This window comes from Haloarcula onubensis (genome assembly GCF_031624605.1).
GTDB lineage: Archaea > Halobacteriota > Halobacteria > Halobacteriales > Haloarculaceae > Haloarcula > Haloarcula onubensis.
In genome coordinates this window covers 207995-234740 of the sequence record NZ_JAMQOS010000002.1, presented here as the reverse complement: position 1 = coordinate 234740, position 26746 = coordinate 207995, and the positions used below count along the sequence as shown (strand labels likewise).

Sequence of the window (26746 nt, the reverse complement as noted above, 5' to 3'; positions counted from 1 at the left end):
CGTGGTAGGCGCGCAGGCCGCCACCGCGGACCGGTCGCTTTGCCGAACCATGAGCCACCAATCGACAGCCACGACCCCCGACGTCGTATCGATACTCGACCGAGCGCGAACCGGCCACGAATCCGCCCTGCCGCCCGACGAACGGGACCGTCTGGTCACCGAAATCGAACGGAAGCTCTACGACGACGCGAGTCCCGACGAGGTCTATCAGGCCGCGTTGCAGGCACTGACGGAGCGAATCGAGCGCGAACCGGCGTTCAAGCGTATCGCTGCTGCGGTGTTCCGTCAGCGCTACTACCGCGAGGTGCTCGACGCGGACCGGACCGGTGCGGCCCTCGACGAGGCGTACCGCGAGACGTTCGTCAACAACCTCGAACGGGCCGTCGCCGAGGAACTGCTGGACGAGCGCCTGCGCGAACGCTTCGACCTCGACGACCTGGCGGGCTACCTCGAACCGGACCGGGACGAGCAGTTCGAGTACATGGCGATGGAGACGCTGTACCAGCGCTACTTCCTCAAGACCGAACAGCGCGGCGAGCACCTGGAACTGCCACAGGCGTTCTGGATGCGCGTCGCTATGGGGCTGGCAATCGAAGAGGATGACCCACAGCGGCGTGCCAAAGAGTTCTACGACGTGCTCTCGAAACTGGAGTTCACGCCGTCGACGCCCACGCTGTTTCACAGCGGTACGACTCACCCGCAGCTCTCGTCGTGTTACCTGACCACCGTGGCGGACGACCTCGGCGACATCTTCGATGCGTACGGGTCCCACGCGCAGCTTTCGAAGTGGAGCGGTGGGCTCGGGAACGACTGGACGAACCTGCGGGCGGCCGGGTCGCTCATCGAGAGCACGGGCGTCGAATCGACCGGCGTCGTCCCGTTCCTCCGCATCAGCAACGACGTGACTGCGGCCATCAACCGTTCGGGGAAGCGACGAGGCGCGGCGTGTGCGTACCTCGCGTGTTGGCATCTGGACTTTCCCGCATTTATCGACCTGAAGCGCAACACCGGCGACGAGCGCCGACGGACGCCGGACATGAACACCGCTGCCTGGATTCCGGACCTCTTCATGAAACGCGTTCAGGCCGACGAGCAATGGACGCTGTTTAGCCCCGACGAGGTCCCGGACCTTCACGACCTGTCGGGGGCCGCCTTCGCGGAGCGCTACCGCGAGTACGAACGGCAGGCCGACGCCGGCGAGTTGCGACAGTTCGAGCGCGTCGACGCCGCGGAGCTCTGGCGCGAGATGCTCACGCGGCTGTTCGAGACCGGTCACCCGTGGCTGACGTTCAAGGACCCCTGTAACGTCCGCTCCCCGCAGGACCACGTCGGGACAGTCCACTCCTCGAACCTCTGTACCGAAATAACGCTCAACACGAGCGCGGACGAACACGCCGTCTGTAACCTCGGCAGCGTGAACTACGCGACCCACGTCGTCGACGGCGAACTCGACCGCGACTACCTGGCCGATACTATCGAGACGGCGATGCGGATGCTCGATAACGTCGTCGACCTGTGCTTCTACCCGACCGACGAGGCCGAACGCTCGAACATGCGACACCGTCCGGTCGGGCTTGGGACGATGGGCTTTCACGACGCCCTGATGGCACTCGAGATTCCGATGGATTCGGAGGCGGCCGTCGAGGCGGCCAACCGCTGGCAGGAGTTCGTCTCCTACCACGCCATCCACAACTCCTCGAAACTGGCCGCCGAGCGGGGCGCGTACCCGTCCTACGAGGGGTCGAAGTGGGACCGCGGCCTCCTCCCACAGGACACCGTCGACCGGCTGGAGGCGGAGCGCGGCCGCGAGATTCCGACCGACCGCGAGGAAAGCCTCGACTGGGACGCGGTGCGGACACATGTCGCCGAACACGGGATGCGAAACTCGAACACGATGGCTATCGCGCCCACGGCGACCGTCTCGACTATCAACGGGACGACCGCCTCCATCGAACCGATGTACTCGAACCTCTACGTCAAATCGAACATGTCCGGGGATTTCACCGTCATCAACGACCGCCTCGTCGACGACCTGCGAGCCAGAGGGCTGTGGGACGAGGAGATGGTCGACCGAATCAAGTACCACGACGGCTCTGTACAGGAGATAGACGCCATCCCGGACGACCTCGAGGCACTGTATCGCGGTGCCTTCGAAATCGACCCGCGCCACCAGCTTCGACTCACTGCCCACCGCCAGACCTGGATAGACCAGTCCGTCTCGCACAACGTCTTCTTCCCGTCGACGGACGGCTCGCTACTCGACGACGTGTACAAGACCGCGTGGGAACTGGGACTGAAGACCACCTACTATCTCCGGACGCTCGGCGCCTCCCAGATAGAGAAGTCGACACTCGACATGGCCGAGTACGGAAAGACCCAGCACCGGGATGTGACCGACGACGGAGAGCTCGCGACCGTCGAAGACCCGACTTGCGACGCCTGCCAGTAACCATGCCGATACTCGACACCGACACCGAACACGACCCGAACAAGATACTGCCTATCGACTACGACTGGGCCCGCGAGTACTACGAAGCCGGGGTGAACAACAACTGGGTGCCCGAGGAGATTCCGATGCAGGACGACGTCTCCCAGTGGAACGGCGACGCGCTCTCCGAGGCGGAACGACAGCTCGTCGAGTGGAACCTCGGCTTCTTCTCGACGGCCGAGTCGCTCACCGCGAACAACATCGTGCTGGCGGTGTACGACTACGTCACTGCCCCCGAGTGTCGCCAATACCTCCTCCGACAGGCCTACGAAGAGGCCATCCACACGGACACGTTCATCTACTGCTGTGATTCGCTGGGCTTCGACCCGGAGTACCTGTACGGCATGTACGACCGCGTGCCCTCGATACAGGAGAAAGACGAGTTCGTCGTCGACCTGACGCGGGTCATCACCGAGGACGGCTTCACCATCGAGACGGACGACGACCTCCGGGCGTTCCTGCGTGACCTCATCGGGTTCTACGTCATCATGGAAGGCATCTTCTTCTACGCTGGCTTCGCCATGATGCTGGGCCTGAAGCGCCAGAACAAGATGGTCGGCGTCGGCCAGCAGTTCGAGTACATCATGCGCGACGAGTCGCTCCACCTCGGGTTCGGCGTGGACCTCATCGACCAGATTCGGTCCGAGAACCCCGATGTGTGGACGGACGAGTTCGGCGAGGAGGTAATCGGCCTCGTCACCGAGGCCGTCGAGCTCGAACAGATATACGCCTACGAAGCCTGCCCGGACGAGATACTTGGTCTGAGCGCTGGGCAGTTCGCCGAGTACGTCGAACACATCGCCGACCGTCGTCTGGGCCAGCTCGACCTCCCGGCGCAGTACGACACCGAGAACCCGTTCCCGTGGATGTCCGAGCAGGTCGACCTCAACAAGGAGAAGAACTTCTTCGAGACGCAGGTGACCGAGTACCAGAGCGGCGGGAGCCTCGACTGGTAACGCCGGGAGTGGCGGCGTTCGTCCCGTAGCTTGATTGGCGCGCCGACCCTCCGTCCGATATGGACGAACGGCCGGTCGTCACCTGCTTCCTGCGCAACGACGGCGAGGTGCTCCTCCTCCGACGGAGCGACGCCGTCGGGAGCTATCGGGGGCAGTGGGGCGGCGTCGCCGGGCACGTTGCGGACGATGCGGGCCAAGACCAGCCCCCCGGGACGGCCGCGCGGGCCGAAATCGCCGAGGAGACAGGGCTGGCCGACGCGGTGACGCTCGTCCGGGCCGGCGAGCCGTTTCCGGTCGAGGACGGCGAGCGCCGGTGGCTGGTCCACCCGTTCCTGTTCGACTGCGATTCCCGAGCGGTCGAGGCGAACGAGGAGACGGCCGAGTACGAGTGGGTCCAGGCCCCCGAAATCCTGCGCCGGGAGACGGTCCCGCGCCTGTGGACCAGCTACGACCGGGTCCGACCGCGGGTGGCGACGCTGCGCGAGGACCACACCCACGGGTCGGCGTGGCTCTCGCTGCGCGGGCTGGAGACGCTCCGGGACGAGGCGGCCCTCGAAGTGGAGCGACGAGGCGGCGACCGGGAGACGGCCGAACGAGACGGCGACGGCTGGACGGCGCTGGCCGAACTGGCCCGGGGGCTTCGCGAGGCCCGGCCCTCGATGGCGGTGCTGGAGAACCGCATCAACCGCGTGATGACGGCCGCGAGCGACGAGCGCACGCCCGCGGCCGTCGAACACGCGGCCCGCGGGGCCGTCGAGCAGGCCGTCGGTGCCGACCGCGAGGCCGCGGCGCTGGCCGCCGACGCGATAGGCGAGCGGGTGGCGACGCTCTCGCGGTCGGGGACGGTGGCAGCGGCGATTCGGGCCGCCGAACCCGAGGCGGTGCTGGTGGCCGAGTCACGGCCCGGCGGCGAGGGCGTCGGCGTCGCCGAGTCGCTGGCCGACGCCACCGAGGTGACGCTGACGACGGACGCGGCCCTGCCGTTCGAACTCGACGAGTGGGGCGCCGACGCGGTGCTCGTCGGCGCGGACCGGGTGTTGCCCGACGGCGGCGTCGTCAACAAGGTGGGCACCCGCGGGGCCGCCCTGGCGGCGGCCGCGGCGGGCGTCGACTGTCTCGTCGTCGCGGCCAGCGACAAGGTCGCCGGCGGGGGCGACTACGACTTAGAACCCCGCTGCCCGGGCGAACTGTACGACGGGGACGCCGACGTGGGGGTGGCGAACCCGACGTTCGACGTGACGCCGGCCGACGCCGTCACCGCCGTCCTGACCGAACAGGGCCGACTCTCGACGGACGAGGTCGCGGCCGTAGCGGCCCCACACCGGGAGTGGGCGGCCTGGGAATCGTAGCGGGGCGCCGGCGGTCGCGATGTCGCACGCTCGCACACGAGATTACGTCCGGCGGTGGACGGCGAACCCCGCACCGACGAGTCCGGCGACCAGCGCGACCGCCACCCCAAAGCCCGGCCCGGAGCCGGAACTCGTCGGCGTCGGCGACTCGTACGACACCGGCGAGCCGCTGGGCGACTGGAGCGGGAGCGTCTCCGTCTCCTCGGGCGTCGTCCCGTCGTCGGTCGGCGTGCCGGTCTGCTGGGCCGCCACGGGCGACGCGAGCGCGCCGACACAGAGGAGCGCCACGAGGAGGAGTCCGAGACGCTTCACCGGCCCCCACCCCCGAGTGTCCCGCCGTCCGCGTCGCTGGCTGGCCCGACTTCGATGCGCGTGTCCGCAGTGGTGTCGTAGTTCATCATCGGTAATAGGTAGACGACCCCACACCGACGGCCACTCCCCGCGGTGCGTAGTTGCAGTCGTCAATCGTTACCCAGCGGATGATTTATATTAAATGTTACGTTAAATTAAACAGTTGGCGTGGTGAGATAGGCGGAGCGCCGGGCCCGGGAGCGACCGTTCGACGACAGGTACCGCGCAGCGAGTCGTGACGGACATCTGCGGCGCCGGGCCGGCTCTCAGTCCCAGCGCGCGAGAGCGCGCATCGGAGCCCCGTCGCCGTCGGCGATGGCCAGCGGGAGCGCGGTCAGTTCGAACCGCTCCGGAACGGCGGCGAGGTTCGTCAGGTTCTCGGCGACGAGCCGGTCGTTTCCGAGCAGTTCGTGGTGGGCAGGCACTCCCTCGACGGGGTGGTCGTCGGTCGCGTGCGGGTCGCCGCTCCCGCCCGCCCCGTCGGTCCCGTGCGGGTCGCCGCTCCCGCCCGCCCCGTCGGTCCCGTGCGGGTCGCCGCTCCCGCCCGTACCAACTATCGGCGTCGGGTCGACGTTGAGCGCGTCGATAGCCACGTCGTAGCCGTGGTCGACGCAGTGGCGGGCGGCAGCGGGCGTCAGGTAGGGGTGGTCGAGATAGGCGGGTTCGCCCCAGTGGCGGTCCCAGCCGGTCCGGAGGACGACGACGCCGGCCTCGACGGTCGGGAGGTCCGCGGGTCGGATTGCCTCGCGGGCCGAGAGATGGCGGAGGTCCACGCGGACGGCGTCGCGGACGAACCGCGAGACTGGGAGGGCGTCGAGCGGTGGGCCGTCGGGTTCGGTGTGACTCGGCGCGTCGACGTGCGTCCCGGTGTGGCTGCCACAGGAGAGCGACGAGACGCGGTAGCCGTCCGCGTCGATGGTGGCGTGGGCGTCGACGCTGACCGGCGGGTCGCCGGGGAAGACCGGCATCCCGGATTCGATGGGGTGAGAGAGGTCGGCGAGTGGCATACCCACGGTTGCGGCGCCAGGCGATTAGCTGTGGCGGGGCAGCCGGAGAGCGGCGCGACGACCGTGTCGACCCAACGCGCGGCAATCCCTCTCAGGCGTCGAGATACGCGAGGTGTGCGGTCAGGTCCGTCGTTGAGAGCATCCCGACGACGGCGCCGTCCTCGTCCAGTACCGGCAGGTGCTGGACGTCGTGGGCCATCATCCTGGCGGCGGCCTCTCCCAACGTGGCGTGCGCGTTGACGGATACGACGTCCGTCGTCATGTACTGCTCTACGGACCCGGCCGCCGAGTCGTGCTCGCCAGTGGCCAGCTCCAGGAAGTCCGTGCTGGTCAGGACACCCTCGAGGTGCCCCTCGGAATCGACGACGACGAGCGAGCCGATGTCGTGTTCGAGGAGGCGCTTTGCGGCCTCCTCGATACCGGTGTCGGCAGTCGCAGTCACGAGGTCGTCGGTCATGAGACCGTCCACGGAGACGCCTGTGTTCTCCATGCCCGGACGTACACGACCGAGATGGGTAAACCTGTTGATTAATTAATACATTGGCGTTGTTCGGGCGAGGGGCGCTCACCGCTCGTCGAGCGCGACCGGGACGCCGGCCTCGGCCACGTCGGCGGCGAACGCGCGGGAGTCGGCTTCGAGGTTGGAGAAGGTGTTGTAGTGGACCGGCACGACGAGGCGCGGGTCCATCGTCGCGGCGAGCGCGGCGGCCTCGTGGCGGTCCATCGTCGCCCGCGGACCGATAGGGGGACAGAAGACCGAGGTTTCGAGCGTGCGATGACCCGGCAACACGTCGCTGTCGCCGGGGTAGTAGACGCGGGTGCCGTCGAGGGCGACCATGAACCCACAGCCAAAGCCCGCCGGGTGGTACGGCGTACCGTCCGCGAGCGTGTGCGGTCCGTCGGGTTCGTTGTGCGCCGGCGAGGTCCAGACCTCGACGCCGTCGACCTCCAGGTGTTCCTTGTCCCCGACCTGGCGGACCTCGTAGTCGAGGTCGACGATGGGCGGGAGGTCCCGCTCGACGTCCCGGCCGTCGATACCTTCGAAGGCTACTACCGTGGTGTCGTCGTTGGCGACTCGCTCGATACCGTCGGGGTCGTAGTGGTGGACGTGGGTGACACAGACGACGTCGGCGTCCTCGGCCCGGTAGTCGGTCGACGGCGGGTGGCCGATGCCGTCGGCGTGGGGCTCCCACTCCCCGGTGAGGACACCGTACCGGCCGGGGTCGGTGTAGACGACACGGTCCGCGCCGGCGACGCGTATCGTGGCGTAGCCCAGCCAGTCGATGGTCAGTTCCTCGTGGCGGACGGTCATTGCCGGCACGTCGTGTTGCCACCGGGATAAACCGGTGGTTTTCGCCCGGCGTCGGAGAGAGCGCGACGAGCGAACGCGCGGCGACGACCCCCGCCCCGCTCGATGGCGGTTTGAGCAGTTCTATGGCTTGTTCGCCGGCTGAAGTGGCAGTTGCAAGCCGTTCGTATTTGTCAGTTCGGTACGACACTTCACGTCAGATGAGTAACAGTAAGAGCGCGGACGCGGACGACGGCGAGACGGAGGTGGAGACCCCGACAGACTGGGGGAAGGTCATCGGCGACGGTGGCCTCGTCGTGGTATCGAACCGCCAGCCCTACAGCCACACCTACGACGGCGACGACATCACCGTCGAGGTCCACGCCGGCGGCCTGACGGCCGGACTCGACCCGGTGATGCAGTCTGTCGGCGGGACCTGGATAGCGTGGGGCGACGGCGACGCAGACAGGGAAGTCGTCGACGAGGACGACTGTGTCCCGGCCCCGCCCGACGACCCCGGCTACACGCTCTGTCGCGTCTGGCTCGACGAGGAGGAGGTCGACGACTACTACTACGGGTTCAGCAATCAGGTGCTGTGGCCCATCTGTCACTCGGCGCTGACGAACGTCACCGAGTGGGAGTCCTACTGGGAGCGGTACAAGTCCGTCAACGAGCGGTTCGTCGACCGCGTCGAGGAGCACGCCGAGTCCGGCGACATCGTCTGGTTCCAGGACTATCACTTCGCGCTCGCCCCGGCTATCGCACGCGAGCGAGTGGACGAGGACACCGTGTTGATGCAGTTCTGGCACATCCCGTGGCCGGCCTGGGACACCTTCCGGGGCTGTCCCCACGGCGAGGCCATCATCGAGGGGCTGCTCGGGAACGACCTACTCGTCTTTCACGTCCCCCGATACCGGGATAACTTCCTCGACTGCGTCGAAGCGGCGCTTGGCGACGCGACCGTCGACCACGAGGCGGGGACGGTGACCTACGACGGCCACACGACCCAGGTCACCGAGTTCCCGATGGGGGTCCAGGTCGACGAGATAGCCCAGCGGGCGGCGACCGACGAGGCCGACGAGTTCTGGGCCGACTTCACCGAGTCGTACAACGTCGCCGACACCGTCGCCGTCGGCGTCGACCGACTGGACTACAGCAAGGGCATCCCCGAGCGCCTCCGGGCCTTAGAGCAGTTCTGGGAGCGCAACCCCGAGTGGCAGGGGAAACTCACCTACGTCGAGAAGGGCAGCGAAACCCGTTCCCAAATCGACGCCTACCAGGACATCCAGGACCGCATCGAGGCGGGCGTCGAGCGCGTCAACGACCGCTTTGGCACGGACGACTGGACGCCCGTCCTCTCCTTCGAGGAGTACATCTCGAAGGAGGCGCTGGCGAGCCTGTACCGCCACAGCGACCTGGCGCTCATCAGCCCGATTCGGGACGGGATGAACCTCGTCGCCCAGGAGTACGTCGCGGCCCAGATAGACGACGACGGCGTACTCGTCCTCAGCGACCAGGCCGGGGCGGGCCGGCTGCTCGACGCCGCGGTCATGGTGAAACCACAGAACACCGGCGCATTCGCCGACGCCATCGAGGCGGCGGTGACGATGCCCGAATCCGAGCGCCGCGCCCGGATGCATCGACTGCGAGAGCAGGTCTCCGAGAACGACCTCGCGACGTGGACCGGGCTGAACCTGCGGGCGGCGGTGGCGCTGCGCGACGGGGAGGGCTCCGTCACCGAGCCGGGGGTCCCGACGGGGGGGCAGCCGTGACGGCCCAGCAACACACGCCCGTCGCGAACGTCTACAGCGTCGACAGACAGCTCGGCGAGGCCGACGGACTGTTGGTCGCGCTGGACTTCGACGGGACGCTCGCCCCCATCATGGACGACCCCGACGCTCCGCAGATAACGCAGGCCAACCTCCGGGCAGTCGAACGGCTCGTCGACCACCCCGACACGCTCGTGGCCGTCGTCTCCGGCCGCCAGCTCGCCGACCTCCGCCCGCGGGTCGGCATCGAGGGTATCCGCTACGTCGGCAACCACGGTCTGGAGTACACCGTCGACGGCGAGCGCGAGGTCCACCCCGAGGCCGAGGCCCAGATGGAGGACCTCCAGAACGCTCGCGAGGAGATCGAACGCCGTCTGACGGAGTTCGAGGGGGTCCACGTCGAGGACAAGGCCGTCACCCTCACCGTCCACTACCGGCGCGCCAGGGATGTCTCGGCCGAGGAAGTCACCGCCGTCGTCGAGGACGTGGTCGAGCCCGTCGAGGGGCTGAAGACGAGCAACGGCAAGATGATAGTCGAGGTCAAGCCGACCGTCGAGTGGCACAAGGGAGCCATCGTCGAACGGCTGCGCGACGAAGTGCCCGCGTCCTGGCAGACGGTGTACGTCGGCGACGACACCACCGACGAGGACGCCTTCCGAGTGCTCGGCGAGGACGATTTCGGCGTGCTCGTCGGCGAGCGCGCGACCGCGGCCGACTACCGCGTGCAGGACCAGGCGGAGGTGTCCCGACTGCTGAACTGGCTCGTCGGCGTCCTCGGCGGCGAGATGCCCGAGGAGTAGACCGGTCGGGCTCGGGTCCATAGAGCGGCGCTTCCGGAATCGGCCGACTTCGAAACGTGTGGTGCGCTGAACAGAGAGTGGTCATCATCGGGTCAACTCACTCGTCACAGTCGGCCGTCTCTCGAATCGGGTACGTGACCGCCCGTCGAGTTCGGGGGTAGAACAACTACGCCTTCGAACGCGGGGGAACCTGCTGGTCGGCCTCAATCGCGTCGCGGAGTAGCGCCCAGTCACGGTGGAAACGTCGTGAGACGAGACTATCGAACTGCCGCTCCCATCGACGTGTCTTCACGCAGCGGTACCGAGCGCAGCGATTACGCTCCAGCGCGTCCCGCTGGTGGTCTCTCGCTGCTTCGCCGCGGCCGTCGTTTCGTTTCGGGGGTGCTTCCAGTTCATTGCAACTGTCGTAGGCGATAGCGACTGATAAGTGTTACAAAAGTGATAAATTGTCGTGGTCGTTCGTGGACAAACGACTCCGTGAACTAGTTATCGGGCCCGTCGTTCACCATCTGGAACGAAGTCCGGCTATCTCATACGAAGCGGGCGCCTGTCCCTGAATCTGGGAGGAACGGCCTGCCGAACGGAGCGGATGTCTCTCCCAGAGAACCGATGTCGTCTGCCCACCAGCGCAAACAGGGTGCAGGAAACGGAGAGCGGCTTACACCCAGGTCGCGAGACAGTCGGTCGAGCAAAACGAGATGTCGACGTCCGAGTCGGACTCCTCAGGGTGTACCCGAAGCGTGTACGCCTTGAGCTCGGTGTCACAGTTGGCACAGCTCATATCCGTAGCCAGAGTCCGGTACCACTTTGTTATAGAGTATTTACCAGGTGATTTAGCGATGCAGAGACGGGGAACCGTCACGCCTCGGTGCTGCTACCAGGGTCGACGCTGGCGTCGAAAGTCCCGCCGCCTCGTTTACTCGTACCGTCGTCGAGGCGTACTGAATACGCGCTACGGCTGTGGCACCGCCACACCAACCAGGCAGCACGGTCAGTCCTCCTAGCAACGCAACAGCTAGAGCGTCTGGCCGACGTCGACCGAGCCAGGCGAACACCGCTCGCGCAGCAGCGACTGCAGGCCGACCTCGGCGACGGCGCCGGCCGCCTCGGTCGTCCCGCGAAGCGCGTCGACGGCGTGGGTGAGCCGGTAGTCGGCGCCGTCGGCCTCGAACAGCCGGCGGTCGAAGTCGTCGAGGACGGCACACAGGTCGTCGCGCTCGTCGAGGCAGCGGCGGGCGGTAGCCACGTCGGCGTCGTCGGGCGCCGCCGACCCCGTGCCCCCGTCTCCAGCGTCGAGGACGACGCTGACAGCGTCTTCGACCAGGTCGCGGCTGCGGTCGGCTAGGTCGTCGACGTCGGCGGCGAAGTCGGGGTCGACGGGGTCGTCCAGCCGGTCGGCGACGCTCGCCATCCGGTCGGCGTGGTCGGCGACGCGGGCGAGTTCGCGGGCGGTGACCCAGCGGTCGAACAGCTCCGGGCGGGTCAGGCCAAGCGAGTCCATCACCGACAGCGAGTCCAGCCCGCGCTGGAAGTAGTGGTCGACCATCGCGGCGATGCGGTCGGTGCCGTCGTCGCCCCCGGCCGGGGCAGCGGAGGCGGCCGTCAGCGCGGCCGTCGCCTCCCGGTGGGCCGACAGCGCCGCGAACTGGAGCTGTCGGACCGACTGCGTGATAGAGACCTCCTCGACGTCGAGCAGCGACCGGACTTGGATGGCGTCGTCGCTGGAGTCGGTGACGGTGACGCCGGTCAGGGCGCGCGTGAGGCGGTCGACCCGGCGGTGGGTCTCGTCGGTGACGCCGTCGGGCGCGTCGAGTTCGAGACTGTCGATGCCGGCGGCGTAGGCCGCCCGGAGCATGGGTTCGAGGGAGGCCGGCTCGGTGTCGGCGACCGAGAGCGAAAGCGGCTCGCCGTTGCGCTCCTCGATGCCGGTCTGGACGACGAGCGTGCCGTCGATGTGGCTGTGCAGGGCGACGACCGCGCCCGGTTCGATGTCCGCCGCCGTGGCCCACTCCTTCGGGAGCGAGACGGTGTAGGTGCCGCCGCCGACCTGCTGTATCTTGCGTGTCTCCATCGCGCTCATCCGAACTTCCCGGTGATGTAGTCCTCGACGCGCTGGCTCTCGGGGTTCTCGAATATCTTGTCCGTGTCGTCGAACTCCACGAGTTCCCCGCCCGTGAGGAAGACCGCCGTCTGGTCGGAGATGCGGGCTGCCTGTTGCATGTTGTGGGTGACGATGACGACGGTGTACTCCTCGGCCAGGGTCTCGACCAGGTCCTCTATCTTCGAGGTGGCGATGGGGTCGAGCGCGGAGGCCGGTTCGTCCATCAGGATGACCTCGGGGTCGACGGCCAGACAGCGGGCGATGCAGAGGCGCTGTTGCTGGCCGCCCGACAGCCCGAGCGCGTTGTCGTCCAGCCGGTCGCTGACTTCCTCCCACAGCGCCGCCTGCTTCAGGGACCGCTCGACGAGGTCGGCCTCCTCGTCGGTGTCGTCGCGGCCGAACAGTCGCGCCAGCAGCCCCTTCTCGATGTCGCCGTGTTTTCGCGGGCCATACGAGATGTTCTCCCGGATTGACTTGGGGAAGGGGTTGGGTGACTGGAACACCATGCCGACGCGCTTGCGCAACTCGACGAGGTTGGCGTTGGCGTCGTATATCTCGGTGCCTTCCAGTTCGACGGAGCCGTCGATGCGGGCCGCCTTGATGCGGTCGTTCATCCGGTTCAGACACCGCAGGAAGGTAGATTTCCCACAGCCCGAGGGACCGATAAGCGCGGTGACGCTGTTCTCGGGGATGTCCATCGAGACGCCCTTGAGCGCGTGGTCGTCGCCGTACCAGACGTCGAGGTCGGTGACGGAGAGTTTGGCCTCGCCGTCGAACTCGTAGTCGGTCCACTCGTCGTGGACCTCCTCCTCGCTCTCGCCGCTGGTCGTGACGCCGCCGGCGTCGGTGTCGACGCCGCCGGTTGCGGTCTGTTCCTCTCGGTCTTCGTCGTTTAGAGCGTTACTCATAGTTCAGCTTTCTCCGGAAGTAGGTTCGCGCGGTGATACCGACGGCGTAGAAGGTCAACACGACGACGAGCAGGATGAAGGCCGTCGCCCACCCCATCGAGGGGGAGCCACTGACCCCGGCGGCGATGACCGCCCACACCTGCGTGGGCAGCGACGCCGAGGCCGACAACAGCGCCTCGTTGGCGACGAACGGCGGCGAAGTGGTGAATCGGAACCCGTTCAGCACCTCGACGGCGGCCGTCGAGTTCAGCGTCGAGCCAAGCACCAGGATGAGCGGCGCGGTCTCGCCGGCGATGCGGCCGACACCGAGGATGACGCCGGTGATGACGCCGGGCATCGCCGCCGGCAGGACGACGCTGCGGATGGTCTCCCACTGGCTGACGCCCAGTGCGGCGCTGGCGTCGCGGTACTCGTCGGGGACGGACTTGATGGCCTCCCGCGAGGTGATGAGCACCAGCGGCAGCAGCATGAAGCCCAGCACCAGCATCCCCGCGAGCAGCGACTCGTCGCCGCCGATGCGGGGGATGAGGAACGTCGCGCCGAAGAGGCCGAAGACGATGCTCGGCGTCGACCAGAGCGCGTTGGTGGCCACCTCGACGACCGCCGTGAGACGGCCCTGGTCGGCGTACTCGGTCAGGAAGACCGCCGCGCCGACGCCCAGCGGCACCGCGAACGTCGTGGCGCCGACGACCAGCCACACCGTCCCGACGATGGCCGGGAAGATGCCGCCGGGTTCGGCCCCCAGCGGGATGTACGGCTCCATCGCCATCGGCACCGACAGCGAGCCGGCGTTGGCCACGGAGATTCCGAGCGCGAAGTCCTGCTTCGTCAGCGCGACGTGGCCCCCGAGCAGGGCCAGATAGCCCGCCGTCGCCGCGAGCGCCAGCGACAGTTCCTCGCCGAGCAGCCGGCGGGTAATCGTCTCGTCGGCGTCGCGCTTGGCGACCGCGAGCAGGAGAGCGCTCGCGGCGGCGGCGACGGCCCCGACCAGCGCCGCGAGCGGGACGATACCGCGCCCGAGTACAGCAGGGGCGATTCTGGCGGGCGCCTGCAACACCGTGACCGCGGCGAGCAGCGGGAGCCCGCCGAAGACGGAGAGCGTGAACAGCCGCGCCCGGTCGACGGCGCGCTCGGGCAGCGGTGCCGACCCGACGAGGAGGCCGGCCAGGGGCAGGACCGCCAGCCCGACGGCGACGGCCGCGCCGGCGCCGACGACGGTGAGTCCGACCACCAGTCCGAGCGGGAGGCCGAAGGGCGCGGCCCCGAGCAGGACGAGCGCGCCGGTCAGCACCGCGACGGCGGCGACGGCCAGCGGGAGCCGCCGGCGGACCGTCTCGGCGCGCTCGAACGTCGAGCCGACGTCTCGCAGCGAGCCGTACTGTCGGAAGAAGAAGGCACAGAGCAGGAGCGCCGGGACCACGAGCACCAGCGAGCCGACGGTCGTCTCCGGCGTAATCGCGACGCTGGTGTCGAGGACGACGGATTCGCGGTTCTGCAGGACGGTGTAGGTGTAGGCGTAGTCCAGCGGCTGGCCCCTGGCCACCACCGACGCGAGCAGCGCCGCGACCGAGCCGACGGCCGCGAGCGGGAGCAGGCGGAACAGCTGCCTGGCGCCGCGGTGCCAGTCCTCGCTCCCGGCGGGCCGACGGGCCAGCCGGACGGCGAGGACGAGCAGCGGCGACAGCAAGACGAGCGCCGACAGCGCGCCGACGGTCGCGCCGTGGAACGCGAAGCCGACGCCCTTGATGGTGACGAACACGACGATGGTCGCCATGATGGCCACCATCAGGACGGCGTTGAGGTTGATGACGAGGAAGGCCCCGTACTCGCGCCCGCGGGCGCCGAAACCGGCCCGGCACTTCGCGGCCGACCAGGCGGCGACGAGCGTCCCGAACAGCAAGAAGACGGGGATGACCGCCCCGCCGGTGAAGCCGCCCGATACCGCCGCCGGGTCCCACTGCCAGCCGACCCCGACGGTCGCCGTGGCGACGGTGGCGCCGAGCGTCCCGACGACGACGGCGGCCGGCAGCGTCGACCCGAGGTCCTCGCGGGGGACGACGGCGAGCGCGAACAGCGCGGCGCCGGCGAGCAGGGCCGCGACGACCCACAGGAACCCACCGAAGCCCAGCAGCGTCCCGCCCAGGACGGCCCCGAGCACGAGTCCGAAGGTCCCGAAGGCGACGCCCGCCAGCAGGCCGGCGGTGGCGTTCGGTTCGGTGTCGACCAGCCCCGCGTTCGAGACGACGCCGGCGGCGGCGACGGCGGCGGCCTCGACGAGCAGCAGGCCGCCCAGCAGCGTCGCCAGGTTGACCGGGAGGACGTAGGCGGCCACCGTCAGCCCCAGCAGAGCGACGAGCAACCCGCCGGCGACACCCCGCACCCGCTGTGAGTCGACTGGTGTGACCTTCGCCCACGACGAGAGGCCGACGGTGCCGACGGCACCGGCGACGACGACCAGCAACGTCGCGAGCGTCTCGGCCAGCGCCGCGCCGCCGCTTTCGAGCGCGACGAGGTCGATGAGGGTCAGCAGGCCGAGCGCGAACCCGACGATTCCGAGCGCGATGGTCCCGTCGAGCGCACGGTCGTAGCCGCTCGAGTCGGCGGTGACGAGACTGGCATCGGTGGCGTAGGCCTCGCTCATGCCTGCCCCCGGAGTTTGGCCTTCATGCGGCGCTCGATGGTGAGCGAGAGGACGCTCATCCCCGCGACGATGACGAACAGCAGGACGCCGGCGACGAACAACACGGCCTGGGTGCTCTCGGAGGCGCTCCCGTACTGCGTGGCGATGAGGCTCGTCAGCGTCACGTTGGCGTCGAAGATGTCGAACAGGGGGTTCGCGAACTGGGTCCCCGCGGCCAGGATAGCGGCGACGGCCATCGTCTCGCCGATGGCCCGGCCCAGCCCGAGGATGATGCCAGCCGAGATGCCCGAGAAGGCCGCCGGGATGGAGATGCTCTGCATCGTCTGCCAGCGAGTCGCGCCCATCGCGATGGAGCCATCACCCATGTTATCGGGCACGCTGGAGAGGGCGTCCTCCCCGACCGAGACCACCGTGGGCAGGGCCATCACACCGACGACCAGCCCCGCGATGAGGAAGCTCGCCCCGTCGTCCAGGAAGGCGGTCTGGACGAAGCCGTTCAGCACCTGGAAGCCGATGAACCCGTAGACGATAGAGGGGATACCGGCCAGCACCTCGACGCCGGGTTTGATGAGTTCGCGCAGCCCGTCGCTCGCGACCTCGGCGATGAACAGCGCGCCAAAGAGCCCGAGCGGGCCCGCGACGGCCCCGGCGATGACGGTGACGACGACCGTCCCCCATATCATCGGAATCAGCGAGTACGCGCCCGAGGAAGGGTTCCAGAAGGTACTGCCGGCCGGGAGGACCGACTCCAGCCAGAAGAACCACCGGACTTCGCCGTCCTGAATCGGTATCAGGAGGAGCCCGAGGCCGTGTTCGCGGATGGCCGGTAGCGCGCTCGCAAAGAGGAAGACGGTGATGAAGGCGACGGTCAGGACGGTCAACAGCGTCGCGACCAGCGTCAGGAACCGCGCCATCTCGGCCTGGAACCGGACCCAGCCCAGCGCGGTCACGAAGCAGAAGGCCCCGACCGTCGGGAGCGCGAACACCGGCGCGACCAGGAAGACGGCGATGGTCGCGACCAGCAGCGCCGCCGACGCGCCGACGGCGACGGCCGACCCGTCGGCCGTATCCCGTCCTAACAGTGTCTCTCGAACGTTTTTCCCTACGTCTTGTATCATGTAGTTGTATGAAAATTAAGTGACAGCGGCCACACGACGGCGTTCGCGGTCTCAGGCCTGTTCGGGCAGCTTGTCGAGTTCTTCCTGCTGGCGGCGCCCGCCGAGCTTGAAGTAGTTGTTCGGGCCGACGAAGGTGTCCTGCCCGAAGTCCGAGAGGACCATGTTGAGGATGGCGGCCTCCTTCTTCGAGGTGCCGTCCCAGGTGTAACAGTGGAGGTCGCGCGAGAGCGGGTACTCCGTCGAGTCGAGGCCGTTCTGGTCGTCCTGGTAGGCGTAGGTCGTCCCCTCCCACTCCAGAGCGACGGGGGCGAGGCCGTCCGTCTCGATGAACGCCAGCGCGAGGTAGCTGATGGCGTTGTCGGCCTGTGCGATGGCCTCCGCGAGACGCTGGTTCTGGCCGAAGCGGTTCGCGACGGTGGTCTCGGCCTCGGGGTCACCGAAGACGTTCGAGACGAACGAGGTTCGCGTCCCGGAGCCCTTGACGCGGCCCAGCACCTGAATCTCGCGGTCCGGCCCGCCGAGTTCGCTCCAGTTTGTGAGACGGCCCTTGTAGAGGTCCTTGAGCTGCTGGCCGGTTATCTTCTCGACACCCGCGTCGGCTATCTCCTGGGAGACGGCCAGGGGCTGGCCGTCGACACCGACGACGTGGTTGATGAACTTCTCGTAGGAGTCCCGGTCCGGCAGCTCGTCCTCGACGTTCCCGCTGGAGTTGCCGATGTCGTGCTGACCGTTCATCACCTTCTCCACACCGGTCCCGGAGTGGGAGAGCCCGACGGTGAACTCGAACGGCGGGTCGCCGCCCTCCTTGGCCTCGAAGCCGTAGAGGCTGCCCCAGTAATCGGCGAGGTTCTTGTCCGTCTCGATGTCGTACTCGCCGTATGGCCAGTACTCGGAGTCGCTCGCGGGCCGGTTGGCGCTCCAGTAGGAGGCCGCTTTGTTCATGATGGGGTACACCGTCGAGGAGCCACCGGACTGCAGTGGTGTGACAGCGCCCGACGGGGTTCCGCTCTCGCCCGAGCTCTGGCCGGTCGAACAACCGGCGACCGCACCGGCACCGGCGACGCCGGCCGCCGCGATGAACTTTCGTCGTGAGATGCTGTCCGAGAGCCGCTGTGGGTCCTGCGTCATCACCAGATACAGGCGCAAGGAGTATTAAACTCGTTTATAATAGGGGTATAGCCGGGTATGAGCGCTCGGTCTAGATACCGAGTGCAAATACCGGTATAGTTCGGTATATAGAGTTACGGAGCAACAACCGACCGGCAACGAGTCGGGCGTTCGAACCGAGCGTGACCATCTGGCCGTGTTTGGTTGGTAGTCCCCGTGCCCGCGTGAGACGACCCCCGGCGTCGCTGTCCCGGTCCTGTCTGGCCCCGTCTCCTCGACTGGCAGCGAGTTTACAATAGGTGTTGTAGTGAACTGCAAATTATTTATAACTGGTAACGATAGAGCAGGTATGCTGCGTTCTGCGCCGCTTCGGGGGCCGACTACCGGGATGGCGGCGCGGTCGGCCACTCGCGATTCGGCGCCAGAAACGGCATCTCGCTGGGGGAGTGTCCGTCTCGCTCGCGGTGAGCACGGGTCGCGACGCGGGGGTCGTCGCGGATGCGGTCACGGCGGCCGTCGGCCGCGTTCCGACCGAACGCGACAGCGGACCGACACAGGTGAACCACGAGCATGACGACAACCCAGGACACCGGATGGCACGAGGACGCGGTCGTATATTCGATAGACGTAAAGACGTTCAACGACAGCGACGGCGACGGCTGGGGTGACTTCCGCGGCGTCGTCGAGCGGCTGGAGTACCTGGCGGACCTGGGCGTCGACTGCCTCTGGCTGCGCCCGTTCTATCCGAGCCCGCTCCGGGACAACGGCTACGACGTGGCCGACTACCGGGCCGTCGACGACCGGTTGGGGACGCTGGCCGACTTCCGAACGCTGTGTGACCGGGCGCACGAGCGGGGACTGCGAATCCTGACGGACCTCGTGTTCAACCACACCTCGACCGACCACGAGTGGTTCCAGCGCGCCCGCGAGGACCCCGAGTCAAAGTACCACGACTACTACCTGTGGACCAGCCACCTCGACGACGCGTACCACACGGTAAACATCTTCCCGGACCGCGAGGACGGCGTCTGGACGTACGACGACATCGCGGACAAACACTACTTCCACCAGTTCTACGGCCACCAGCCGGACCTCGACGTCGCCAACCCCGCTGTTCAAGAAGAGATGTTCGACGTGTTGCGCTTCTGGCTAGGCCAGGGCGCGGACGGCTTCCGCATCGACGCCGCCCACCCGATGCAACAGCCCAAGGGCCACCACGGGCACCGGCTCGCCGACCCCATGGACCTGTTCAAGCAGATGCGCCGCGTCGTCCGCGAGGAACAGGCCGACGCCATCCTGCTCGCCGAGGCCGACGACCAGCCCGATGACCTCGCCGAGTACTTCGGCAACGGCGAGGCGTTCGACCTCATGTTCGACTTCGTCGGGAACGCGCATCTCACCTACGGCGTCGGCATCAAGGACACGTGGCCGCTCTACCGCGCCGAGGAACTCATGCCCGACGTCGACGGGCTCGGGCAGTGGGCCACCTTCCTGCGGAACCACGACGAGTGGAACCTGCTCAAACTCCCCGACGAGGACATCGAGTTCGCTCGCGAGTTCTTCGGGGACGACGCCGGCGACTCGTGGATATTCGACCGCGGCCACCGACTCCGGCTGGCGGACCTCTACGACGCCGACCACGACCGCATCGAGATGGTCCACAGCCTGCTGCTCTCGATGCCCGGGACGCCCGTGTTGCTCGCCGGCGACGAAATCGGGATGGGTGCGGACCTCTCCTTGCCGGAACGGGAGGCCGTCCGGACGCCGATGCAGTGGGACGACAGCGAGAACGGTGGCTTCTCGTCGGCCGACCCGAGCGACCTGTACAACCCCGTCGTCGACGAGGGCCGGTTCAGCTACGAGCACATAAACGTCGCCGCCCAGCGCGACGACCCGAACTCGCTGCTGACCCGCGTCCAGCGACTCGTCGCCGCACACAAGGAGCGTCCCGAGATAAACGAGGGCGAGTACACCATCGTCGACTCCGGACACAGGGACGTCTTCGTCCACCGTCTCGAGACGGCGGAGACGGTCCTGCTGTGTGCGCACAGTTTCGCCGACGAGTACCGCGAGTCCGTCTGTGAGTTCGAGGCGGACGGGACGGCGGAGACAGTCGTGGGCGCCGGCGGCTGCCACGTCGAGGACGACAACGTGACCTTCCTGCTCGAACCGTGTGACTACGTCTGGCTCGAAGCCAAGCGGTAGCGGGCGACACCCGTCGCGTCGACGAGTTTGGGAGCCGAAAACTCCGTCTCGTGGGCGTCCACCAGCAGGTCGAGTATCTCGTCGGCCACACTGAGGCGGAACGCGTCGGTCTCGGCTTGACCAAATCACGATTTGACCGACGGGCCGTTCGTCGCTACACTGTTAGGCTATACCCTAACACACGTATTGTGAGGCTCCAGACTAACAACCATCGATAGGAGACGATGTCGAGGTGTTGGAAGACGAAATGCAAGCCTATGACGACGGAACTGTCGTCCGGATACGCATCCTCGATCTGCCCGACTCCGACCAGTATCCGGGGGTGTCAAGTACGCGTTCCACTACGGCGAAGCCGGCGCTGACGAGCCCATCATCCGCTTCGACAACCATCACGGTCCCCACGAACTGCATATCGCGGGACAGGTGTTCGAAATCGAATACGAAGGCCTCCAGCCCCTCTATCAGGTTTGGCGTGCTGCGCTCCCGCCCGAGAAACGCATCGAATGGTAACTAACCACAGCAATACACCATCCATGACCCAAACGCTACACATCACGATCGGTACCCGCCCCAACCGAACTGGCCTTGAAGAGAGGCTCGCATCTATCGACGACGGAGAAGCGGTGGACCCGAACCCGCCCCGACTCAGCATCGAGAGCCTCGCAACGTTCGGCCGTCTCTTCCGACCCACGAATCTCGAACTGCTCGAAGCCATCGTCGAATACGAACCCGCGAGCATCCGCGAACTCGCACGTATCGTCGACCGACATCCCCCGGAAGTAACCGAAAACGTTCACGAACTTGCCGACTACGGACTCATCGAACTGGAAGACGAGGGGCGAGCAAAACGACCGACGGTCTGGTACGACGAGTTCGAGTTCACCGGTGATGTCCCGTTGCACGGGCTCGACACCGACAGTGACGCCCCCGTTGTGCCGTAGGTCGTCTCACACTGGAGACGGTCCCGCTGTAGGGTCTTGAATCTCGGTAACAGTTCCTCGTTAATAGACGAATTTTTCACCGGCGAAGGTGAACGTAATGCTGGTGGCGATGACGAGCAGTTACCCCCGCTGAGCCCTGTTTTCTATTAATAGATGCTCTTATCGCTCGGGGAGCTTCCACGCTTGCTCGACATCGACAAGTACGCCGGGCTCGGGAAGTTGGTTCGCAGGCCGTTCGACGATATCCATGATTTCAGCAGCTCTGAAGACGCGGTTCTGATCGTTTCCGGTTATTTCCTCCACAACACCGTCTGTTTCGAGTGCTTCGATAGCGTTGTTTGCCGTCTGATAGACAACGTCGATTCGTGCGCTAGCTTCTCGGACAGTAAAATACGGATCTTCGAACAGTGCGAGGGAGAGGCGACGGACAGATTTCGCTGCGTCCGAATATCGGGACTCGTACTCTTTTCGCTTGTCGACGAGCAGCTTTGCTCGGACGAACGCCTCTTCTGCCTGCTCGCGGATTCCCCGGAGAAAGAACTGGAGCCACTCATCCCAGGCACCCTCTTCACTCACAGCAAGCAATCGATCGGCATACTCAGTTCGGTGTCGTTCGATATACGAACTGAGATAGAGCATCGGGTAGTGGAGTAATCCACTTGAGACGAGCATGAGGACCACGAGCAGTCGTCCCACCCGTCCGTTACCGTCTTTGAACGGATGGATCGTTTCGAACTGATAATGCGTGATTGCGATATCGACTAGATCGGGCCAATCAGAACCCTGCTGAACGAAACGCTCTAAATCGTCTACCAGCCCCGGAACCATATCTGGCTTCGGAGGAACGAACCGAATCTGCTTCCCGATTCCGTGCGGCCCCTCCTCTTCTATCGCAGTATATCCCGGTCGAAACTCGCCAGGCAGTGGGTCGTCACCATCTGATCTTCCTTTAATCAGTAACTGCTCATGAAGCGACTTGACGAGTTCCGTCGTGATGCTCTGCCGTTCGATACCGGCGGTCTGGAGAAACGAGATAGCATCGTCAAGAGCGGTGATATAGTTTCGAGCTTCTCTCACATCGGCTTCGTGGTCACTCTCGACTGTCTCTCGAATCTGGAGTTCGTCGACATCGTATCGGTAGAGATCAGACACAGTCACGGCTGTCCCTTCCACCTGGGACGACTGCTCAGCCTCCTTGTAGACAAACGAACTGAACACAGCGCCGGGATTGTCGATCTCACTGCCGAGCCCCTCTAGCCGACCGAGGGACCACATCGCTCTCGAGACTTCCGCAACAACAGCATCCGGTAGTTCCAGTGTCGGAGGAAGTTTATCCGGGAAGTACGCCTTCGAGAGATGCTCATCGGTCCGGAGTGGCATGTACTGCCCGGGTGCAGTTGAAGGGAGATCGTATCCGTCTCTCATTGCACATGCTTGAACCCGGTCTGATTAAAAATTTCTGCATATTATTAGAACTGCAACCTCACTTGAGAGAGAGTATGACAATATCTTTCTGAAAATTGGGATTGTCGTAGTGATGAATTTCGACTGTTGCAGTCCAAACCGAGATCGATGGTATCAGTTCAGTCGTGTACGAGGGGACACGTCGGTCCCCCACCGACGCCAGTGGGGGCCTATTTCGCTAGCCCGGACACTGTCCGAGACTATGCAACGAGGTATAAACCACCCAGTGGACATCACTCCAGGAACGGACTGCTTTTCAGCCCCGCTCTGCTACGGTCCAATGGTGGCGATGACGAGCAGTTACCCCCGCTGAGACCTATTTTCTATTAATAGATTGGGTGCCTGTCGATTAGTTCGCTTCGCTGAATAGGCCCTCTGTATTCACCAGATCGCGATTTGGCCGGCGGGCCGTTCGTTGATAGACTGTTAGTCAACACCCTAACACTCATGTTGTTAGGATTCAGACTAACAATCATCGATGGGAGACGAGGTCGAGGTATTGGAAGATGAAATTCAAGCCTATGACGACGGAACTGTCGTCCGGATACGCATCCTCGATGTGCCCGACTCCGACCAGTATCCCGAGGGTGTCAAGTACGCCTTCCACTACGGCGAAGCCGGCGCTGACGAGCCCATCATCCGCTTCGATAACCATCACGGTCCGCACGAATTGCATATCGCGGGACAGCTATTCGAAATCGAATACGAAGGTCTCCAGCCGCTCTATCAGGCTTGGCGTGCCGCGCTCCCGCCCGAGAAACGCATCGAATGGTAGCCACCCACAGCAATACACTATCCATGACCCAAACGCTCCACATCACGATCGGCACGCGCCCCAACCGCACCGGCCTCGAGGAGACGCTCGCATCCATCGACGACGGCGAAGAGGTGGACCCGAACCCGTCCCGACTCAGCATCGAGAGCCTCGCAACGTTCGGCCGTATCTTCCGGCCCACGAATCTCGAACTGCTCGAAGCTATCGTCGAATACGAACCCGCGAGCATCCGCGAACTCGCACGTATCGTCGACCGGCATCCCCCGGAAGTAACCGAAAACGTTCACGAACTCGCCGACTACGGGCTCATCGAACTGGAAGACGAAGGGCGGGCAAAACGACCGACGGTCTGGTACGACGAGTTCGAATTCTCCGGAGATGTCCCGTTGCACGGGCTCGACACCGACAGTGACGCACCAGTTGCGCCGTAGGTCGTCCATTGGAGGTCAGAAGATGAGGTCCACACGGCCGGCAACAAACGGATTTTTCACCGGGGGTAATCTATTCTCTGACGGTGGCGATGACGAGCAGTTACCCCCGCTGAGCCCCTTGTGACGATAACTCAAACTGAGCCACCACTTACACCACCATCGACAGCGTCGGAGACCCTCAGAAAGTACCTTAGCCCACGTACTCGCCGGGTAGCTAGCAGTTGCAGCACCGGCGATAAAGTGATATGTCAATTGTCCTAATGGCAGAGTATGCCACACGAGACAGACGTACTCGTCGTCGGTGGCGGTGCCACCGGCGCTGGTATCGCTCGCGACCTCGCACTCCGCGGGGTCGACGTGACGCTCGTCGAACGCGGCGGTATCGGCAGCGGGACCTCCGGTCGCTCCCACGGACTGCTCCACAGTGGGGCCCGCTACGCAGAAGCGGACCGCGTGGGCGCCGAGGAATGTCTCGAGGAGAACGAGATTCTCCGCGACATCGCGGGTGCGTGTATCCGCGACACCGGCGGCCTGTTCGTCCAGTTGGCCGAGGACGACCCCGACTACTTCGAGGAGAAGCGGGCCGCCTGCGAGGAGATCGGCATCCCAGTCGAGACCATCGACGGCGACGAGGCCCGCGAGCGGGTGCCGAACCTGGCCGACGAGACGGTCCGGGCGATGGAGGTTCCCGACGCGGTCATCTACCCCTCGCGGCTCTGTGCGGCCAACGCCGCCGACGCCCGCGACCACGGCGCGACGGTCCACACCCACGCGCCCGTCGAGGGCATCACGCGAGACGGCGAGACCGTCACCGGCGTCGAGGTCGGCGGCTCGGTCGACGACACCATCGCGGCCGACTACGTTATCAACGCCACCGGGGCGTGGGCGGGCAAACTGGCCGAGATGGCCGGCTTAGAGGTCGAGATGCAGCCCAACCGTGGCGTGATGATTTCCGTCGAGTACGACGACCTGGGCCCGGTGCTGAACCGCTGTCGGGACCCGGACGACGGCGACATCGTCGTCCCCCACGAGGGCGAGGTGGTGTTGGGAACGACCAGCATCGACGTCGACGACCCCGACGACTACGAGACCGACCAGGCCGAGAAGGACCGGACGAGACGGGAGTGCGGGGCTATGCTCCCGCCCGTCGAGGACGCCGCCGAAATCCGGACCTGGTGGGGAATCAGGCCGCTGTTCGCGCCGGACGAGCAGGCCCGGGGCGGTCGCGGCATCTCGCGCGGGTTCTTCCTGCTGGACCACGAGGACGACGGCGTCGAGAACATGGCCAGTATCGTCGGCGGGAAGCTGACCACCTACCGGCAGATGGCGGCGGCGGCGGCCGACCTCGCCTGCGAGCGCCTCGGCGTCGACGCCGAGTCGACGACCGCCGACGAGCGTCTGCCCCACGTCGACGACCCCGAGCGGCTGGACGAGGTCGTCGCCGAGTTCGACGGGCAAGGTCCGACCGACGAGGACGTGGTAGGCGAGGATGCCTGAGCGAAGCGAGGGCATCCTCGAGGCGAAGCGAGGGCATCCTCGAGGCGAAGCGAAGGTACCCTCGAGGCGAAGCGGGGAGGTGAGGTCGCCGTGTGACCTCGACGCCGAGCGAGCCGCGGAGTGAGCGAAGCCGAGACGAAGCGACACACGTCACGAACCGGGCGGCCGACCGCGGTGCCGCTGGGCTAGCTTGCTACGGAGACAGGCATGTGAGCGGCTGAGAGTGGGCAGAACCACCGGAAAACCTTTCATCGCGTTGTCTGAAGTTGTATGACAACGGGAGAGAAATTCAGCTGTGTCGATATTACATAGACCCGTTCGACACCGGTCACGTCTCCCGTTCGGAGAACACATGACACGCATCACTGACATCGAACTGCGACGCGTACTGGATTCGAGAGGGAACACGACCGTCGAGGCGGACGTCGCGACGACGAGCGGCGGCTTCGGCCGTGCGGCGGCACCCAGCGGGGCGTCGACCGGCGAACACGAGGCCATCGAACTGGACGCCGCCGACGCCATCGAGCGGGCCGAGGAAGCGGCGCTGCCCCTGCTTGAGAGCGAGGTCGACGCCGAGGACCAGCGGGCGGTCGACGCCGCGCTCCACGAGGCCGACGGGACCGAGAACTTCTCCGAGATAGGCGCCAACGCGGCCGTCGCTATCAGCATGGCCGCGGCGAAGGCGGGCGCAGACAGCAACGGGGTTCCGCTGTACCGCCACCTCGGGGGCACCTTCCGCGGGCAGGACATGCCGACGCCGCTTGGCAACGTCATCGGCGGCGGCGAGCACGCGGCGGAGGCGACGAACATCCAGGAGTTCCTCTCGGCGCCGGTCGGCGCGCCGAGCGTCGAGGACGCCGTCCTCGCCAACGCGGCGGTCCACGACCGCATCAAGGAACTGCTCCAGGCCGAGGGCGTGCCGACGAACAAAGGCGACGAGGGGGCGTGGGCGCCGCCCATCGGCGACGCGAAAGCGTTCGACATCGTCGACGAGGCGACCACGGCCGTCTCCGAGGAACTGGGCTTCGAAATCGGGTTCGGGCTGGACATGGCCGCCGCGGAGCTGTACGAGGACGGCGACTACGTCTACGACGACGGGGTGAAATCGACCGCGGAGCAGATCGAGTACGTCGCCGAGATGGTCCGCGAGTACAACCTGGTGTACGTCGAGGACCCGCTCGACGAGAACGCGTTCGAGGCGTGGGCCGACCTCACCGACGAGGTCGGTTCGGAGACGATGATATGTGGCGACGACCTCTACGTGACCAACGTCTCGCGACTACAGGAGGGCATCGACCTGGGCTCCTCGAACAGCATCCTCATCAAGCCAAACCAGATAGGGACGCTGACAGACGCAGTCGACGCCATCGAACTGGGGGCCGAACACGGCATCGAGTCGGTCGTCTCCCACCGCAGCGGCGAGACGGAGGACACCACCATCGCCCACGTCGCGGTCGGGGCCGCCGCGCCCTTCATCAAGACCGGGACGGTGGGCGGCGAGCGGACCGCGAAGCTGAACGAACTGCTGCGCATCGAGGGGCAGGCCTGAG

The 26746-nt window shown here is 66.1% G+C and carries 22 protein-coding genes and 1 pseudogene; 12 read left to right on the top strand and 11 right to left on the bottom strand.

Annotation, left to right across the window (positions count from 1 at the left end):
- Positions 1-49: 49 nt before the first annotated feature.
- The 3 genes from NDI86_RS07940 to NDI86_RS07930 are packed head-to-tail and all read left to right on the top strand — an operon-like array spanning position 50 to position 4793.
- A complete protein-coding gene (locus NDI86_RS07940; protein WP_310899879.1) occupies positions 50-2449 on the top strand; it encodes a ribonucleoside-diphosphate reductase subunit alpha in 2400 nt (799 codons plus the stop codon).
- 2 nt (positions 2450-2451) lie between these two features.
- The gene (locus NDI86_RS07935; protein ID WP_310899878.1) at positions 2452-3444 is read left to right on the top strand and encodes a ribonucleotide-diphosphate reductase subunit beta; all 993 of its coding nucleotides are present in this window, start codon (positions 2452-2454) and stop codon (positions 3442-3444) included.
- Between the two features lie 59 nt (positions 3445-3503).
- On the top strand, positions 3504-4793 hold the full coding sequence (locus NDI86_RS07930) for an eIF2B alpha/beta/delta subunit family protein (RefSeq protein ID WP_310899877.1): 1290 nt from the start codon (positions 3504-3506) through the stop codon (positions 4791-4793).
- A gap of 42 nt (positions 4794-4835) precedes the next feature.
- Here the strand turns inward: NDI86_RS07930 and NDI86_RS07925 are convergent, their stop codons facing one another.
- From NDI86_RS07925 to NDI86_RS07910, 4 genes are all read right to left on the bottom strand, one after another.
- Positions 4836-5105, bottom strand: coding sequence for a hypothetical protein (locus NDI86_RS07925; RefSeq protein WP_310899876.1), 270 nt, complete (start codon positions 5103-5105; stop codon positions 4836-4838).
- Between the two features lie 305 nt (positions 5106-5410).
- Positions 5411-6151 carry a cyclase family protein gene (locus tag NDI86_RS07920; RefSeq protein WP_310899875.1) on the bottom strand — a complete coding sequence of 247 codons (741 nt, stop codon included), beginning with the start codon at positions 6149-6151 and terminating at the stop codon, positions 5411-5413.
- A 91-nt stretch (positions 6152-6242) separates the two neighbouring features.
- Positions 6243-6641 carry a CBS domain-containing protein gene (locus tag NDI86_RS07915; protein WP_310899874.1) on the bottom strand — a complete coding sequence of 133 codons (399 nt, stop codon included), beginning with the start codon at positions 6639-6641 and terminating at the stop codon, positions 6243-6245.
- Between the two features lie 75 nt (positions 6642-6716).
- On the bottom strand, positions 6717-7463 hold the full coding sequence (locus NDI86_RS07910; RefSeq protein WP_310899873.1) for an MBL fold metallo-hydrolase: 747 nt from the start codon (positions 7461-7463) through the stop codon (positions 6717-6719).
- Between the two features lie 197 nt (positions 7464-7660).
- On the opposite strand from NDI86_RS07910, the gene NDI86_RS07905 reads away from it, so the two are divergent.
- Together NDI86_RS07905 and otsB are read left to right on the top strand one after the other, a co-directional pair.
- Positions 7661-9211: an alpha,alpha-trehalose-phosphate synthase (UDP-forming) gene (locus tag NDI86_RS07905; RefSeq protein WP_310899872.1), complete on the top strand. Its 1551-nt coding sequence runs from the start codon at positions 7661-7663 to the stop codon at positions 9209-9211.
- On the top strand, positions 9208-10008 hold the full coding sequence (otsB, locus tag NDI86_RS07900; RefSeq protein ID WP_310899871.1) for a trehalose-phosphatase: 801 nt from the start codon (positions 9208-9210) through the stop codon (positions 10006-10008). Before NDI86_RS07905 ends, otsB begins: the two co-directional genes overlap by 4 nt.
- Positions 10009-10666: 658 nt before the next feature.
- On the opposite strand, the gene NDI86_RS07895 is transcribed toward otsB, so the two are convergent.
- The 6 genes from NDI86_RS07895 to NDI86_RS07870 form a co-directional block, all read right to left on the bottom strand.
- Positions 10667-10789, bottom strand: coding sequence for a hypothetical protein (locus NDI86_RS07895; RefSeq protein ID WP_310899870.1), 123 nt, complete (start codon positions 10787-10789; stop codon positions 10667-10669).
- A 234-nt stretch (positions 10790-11023) separates the two neighbouring features.
- The gene (locus NDI86_RS07890; RefSeq protein WP_310899869.1) at positions 11024-12079 is read right to left on the bottom strand and encodes an AbrB/MazE/SpoVT family DNA-binding domain-containing protein; all 1056 of its coding nucleotides are present in this window, start codon (positions 12077-12079) and stop codon (positions 11024-11026) included.
- A 5-nt stretch (positions 12080-12084) separates the two neighbouring features.
- On the bottom strand, positions 12085-13017 hold the full coding sequence (gene pstB / locus NDI86_RS07885) for a phosphate ABC transporter ATP-binding protein PstB (RefSeq protein WP_310899868.1): 933 nt from the start codon (positions 13015-13017) through the stop codon (positions 12085-12087).
- Positions 13010-15658 (bottom strand): phosphate ABC transporter permease PstA, encoded by a 2649-nt coding sequence (pstA, locus tag NDI86_RS07880; RefSeq protein ID WP_310899867.1) that lies wholly within the window; start codon positions 15656-15658, stop codon positions 13010-13012. The genes pstB and pstA overlap by 8 nt, the downstream gene beginning before the upstream one ends.
- The gene (pstC, locus tag NDI86_RS07875) at positions 15655-16776 is read right to left on the bottom strand and encodes a phosphate ABC transporter permease subunit PstC (RefSeq protein ID WP_310899866.1); all 1122 of its coding nucleotides are present in this window, start codon (positions 16774-16776) and stop codon (positions 15655-15657) included. The genes pstA and pstC overlap by 4 nt, the downstream gene beginning before the upstream one ends.
- 51 nt (positions 16777-16827) lie before the next feature.
- On the bottom strand, positions 16828-17904 hold the full coding sequence (locus NDI86_RS07870; protein ID WP_310899865.1) for a substrate-binding domain-containing protein: 1077 nt from the start codon (positions 17902-17904) through the stop codon (positions 16828-16830).
- Positions 17905-18453: 549 nt separating this feature from the next.
- Between NDI86_RS07870 and NDI86_RS07865 the strand changes: the two genes are divergently transcribed.
- From NDI86_RS07865 to NDI86_RS07855, 3 genes and pseudogenes are all read left to right on the top strand, one after another.
- Complete coding sequence (locus NDI86_RS07865) at positions 18454-20088, top strand: alpha-amylase family protein (protein WP_310899864.1); 1635 nt, start codon at positions 18454-18456, stop codon at positions 20086-20088.
- 214 nt (positions 20089-20302) lie between these two features.
- Positions 20303-20598: pseudogene (locus NDI86_RS22095) on the top strand (toxin-antitoxin system TumE family protein).
- A gap of 23 nt (positions 20599-20621) precedes the next feature.
- Complete coding sequence (locus NDI86_RS07855) at positions 20622-21029, top strand: HVO_A0114 family putative DNA-binding protein (RefSeq protein WP_417936250.1); 408 nt, start codon at positions 20622-20624, stop codon at positions 21027-21029.
- Positions 21030-21188: 159 nt separating this feature from the next.
- On the opposite strand, the gene NDI86_RS07850 is transcribed toward NDI86_RS07855, so the two are convergent.
- Positions 21189-22454, bottom strand: a complete 1266-nt coding sequence (locus NDI86_RS07850) for a Fic family protein (RefSeq protein WP_310899862.1) — start codon at positions 22452-22454, stop codon at positions 21189-21191.
- A gap of 517 nt (positions 22455-22971) precedes the next feature.
- Here NDI86_RS07850 and NDI86_RS07845 point away from each other — a divergent pair.
- From NDI86_RS07845 to eno, 4 genes are all read left to right on the top strand, one after another.
- Complete coding sequence (locus NDI86_RS07845) at positions 22972-23268, top strand: toxin-antitoxin system TumE family protein (RefSeq protein ID WP_310899861.1); 297 nt, start codon at positions 22972-22974, stop codon at positions 23266-23268.
- Between the two features lie 23 nt (positions 23269-23291).
- A complete protein-coding gene (locus tag NDI86_RS07840) occupies positions 23292-23699 on the top strand; it encodes an HVO_A0114 family putative DNA-binding protein (protein WP_220589411.1) in 408 nt (135 codons plus the stop codon).
- A 270-nt stretch (positions 23700-23969) separates the two neighbouring features.
- Complete coding sequence (locus NDI86_RS07835) at positions 23970-25196, top strand: FAD-dependent oxidoreductase (protein WP_310899860.1); 1227 nt, start codon at positions 23970-23972, stop codon at positions 25194-25196.
- Between the two features lie 352 nt (positions 25197-25548).
- Complete coding sequence (eno, locus tag NDI86_RS07830) at positions 25549-26745, top strand: phosphopyruvate hydratase (RefSeq protein WP_310899859.1); 1197 nt, start codon at positions 25549-25551, stop codon at positions 26743-26745.
- Position 26746: the final 1 nt, after the last annotated feature.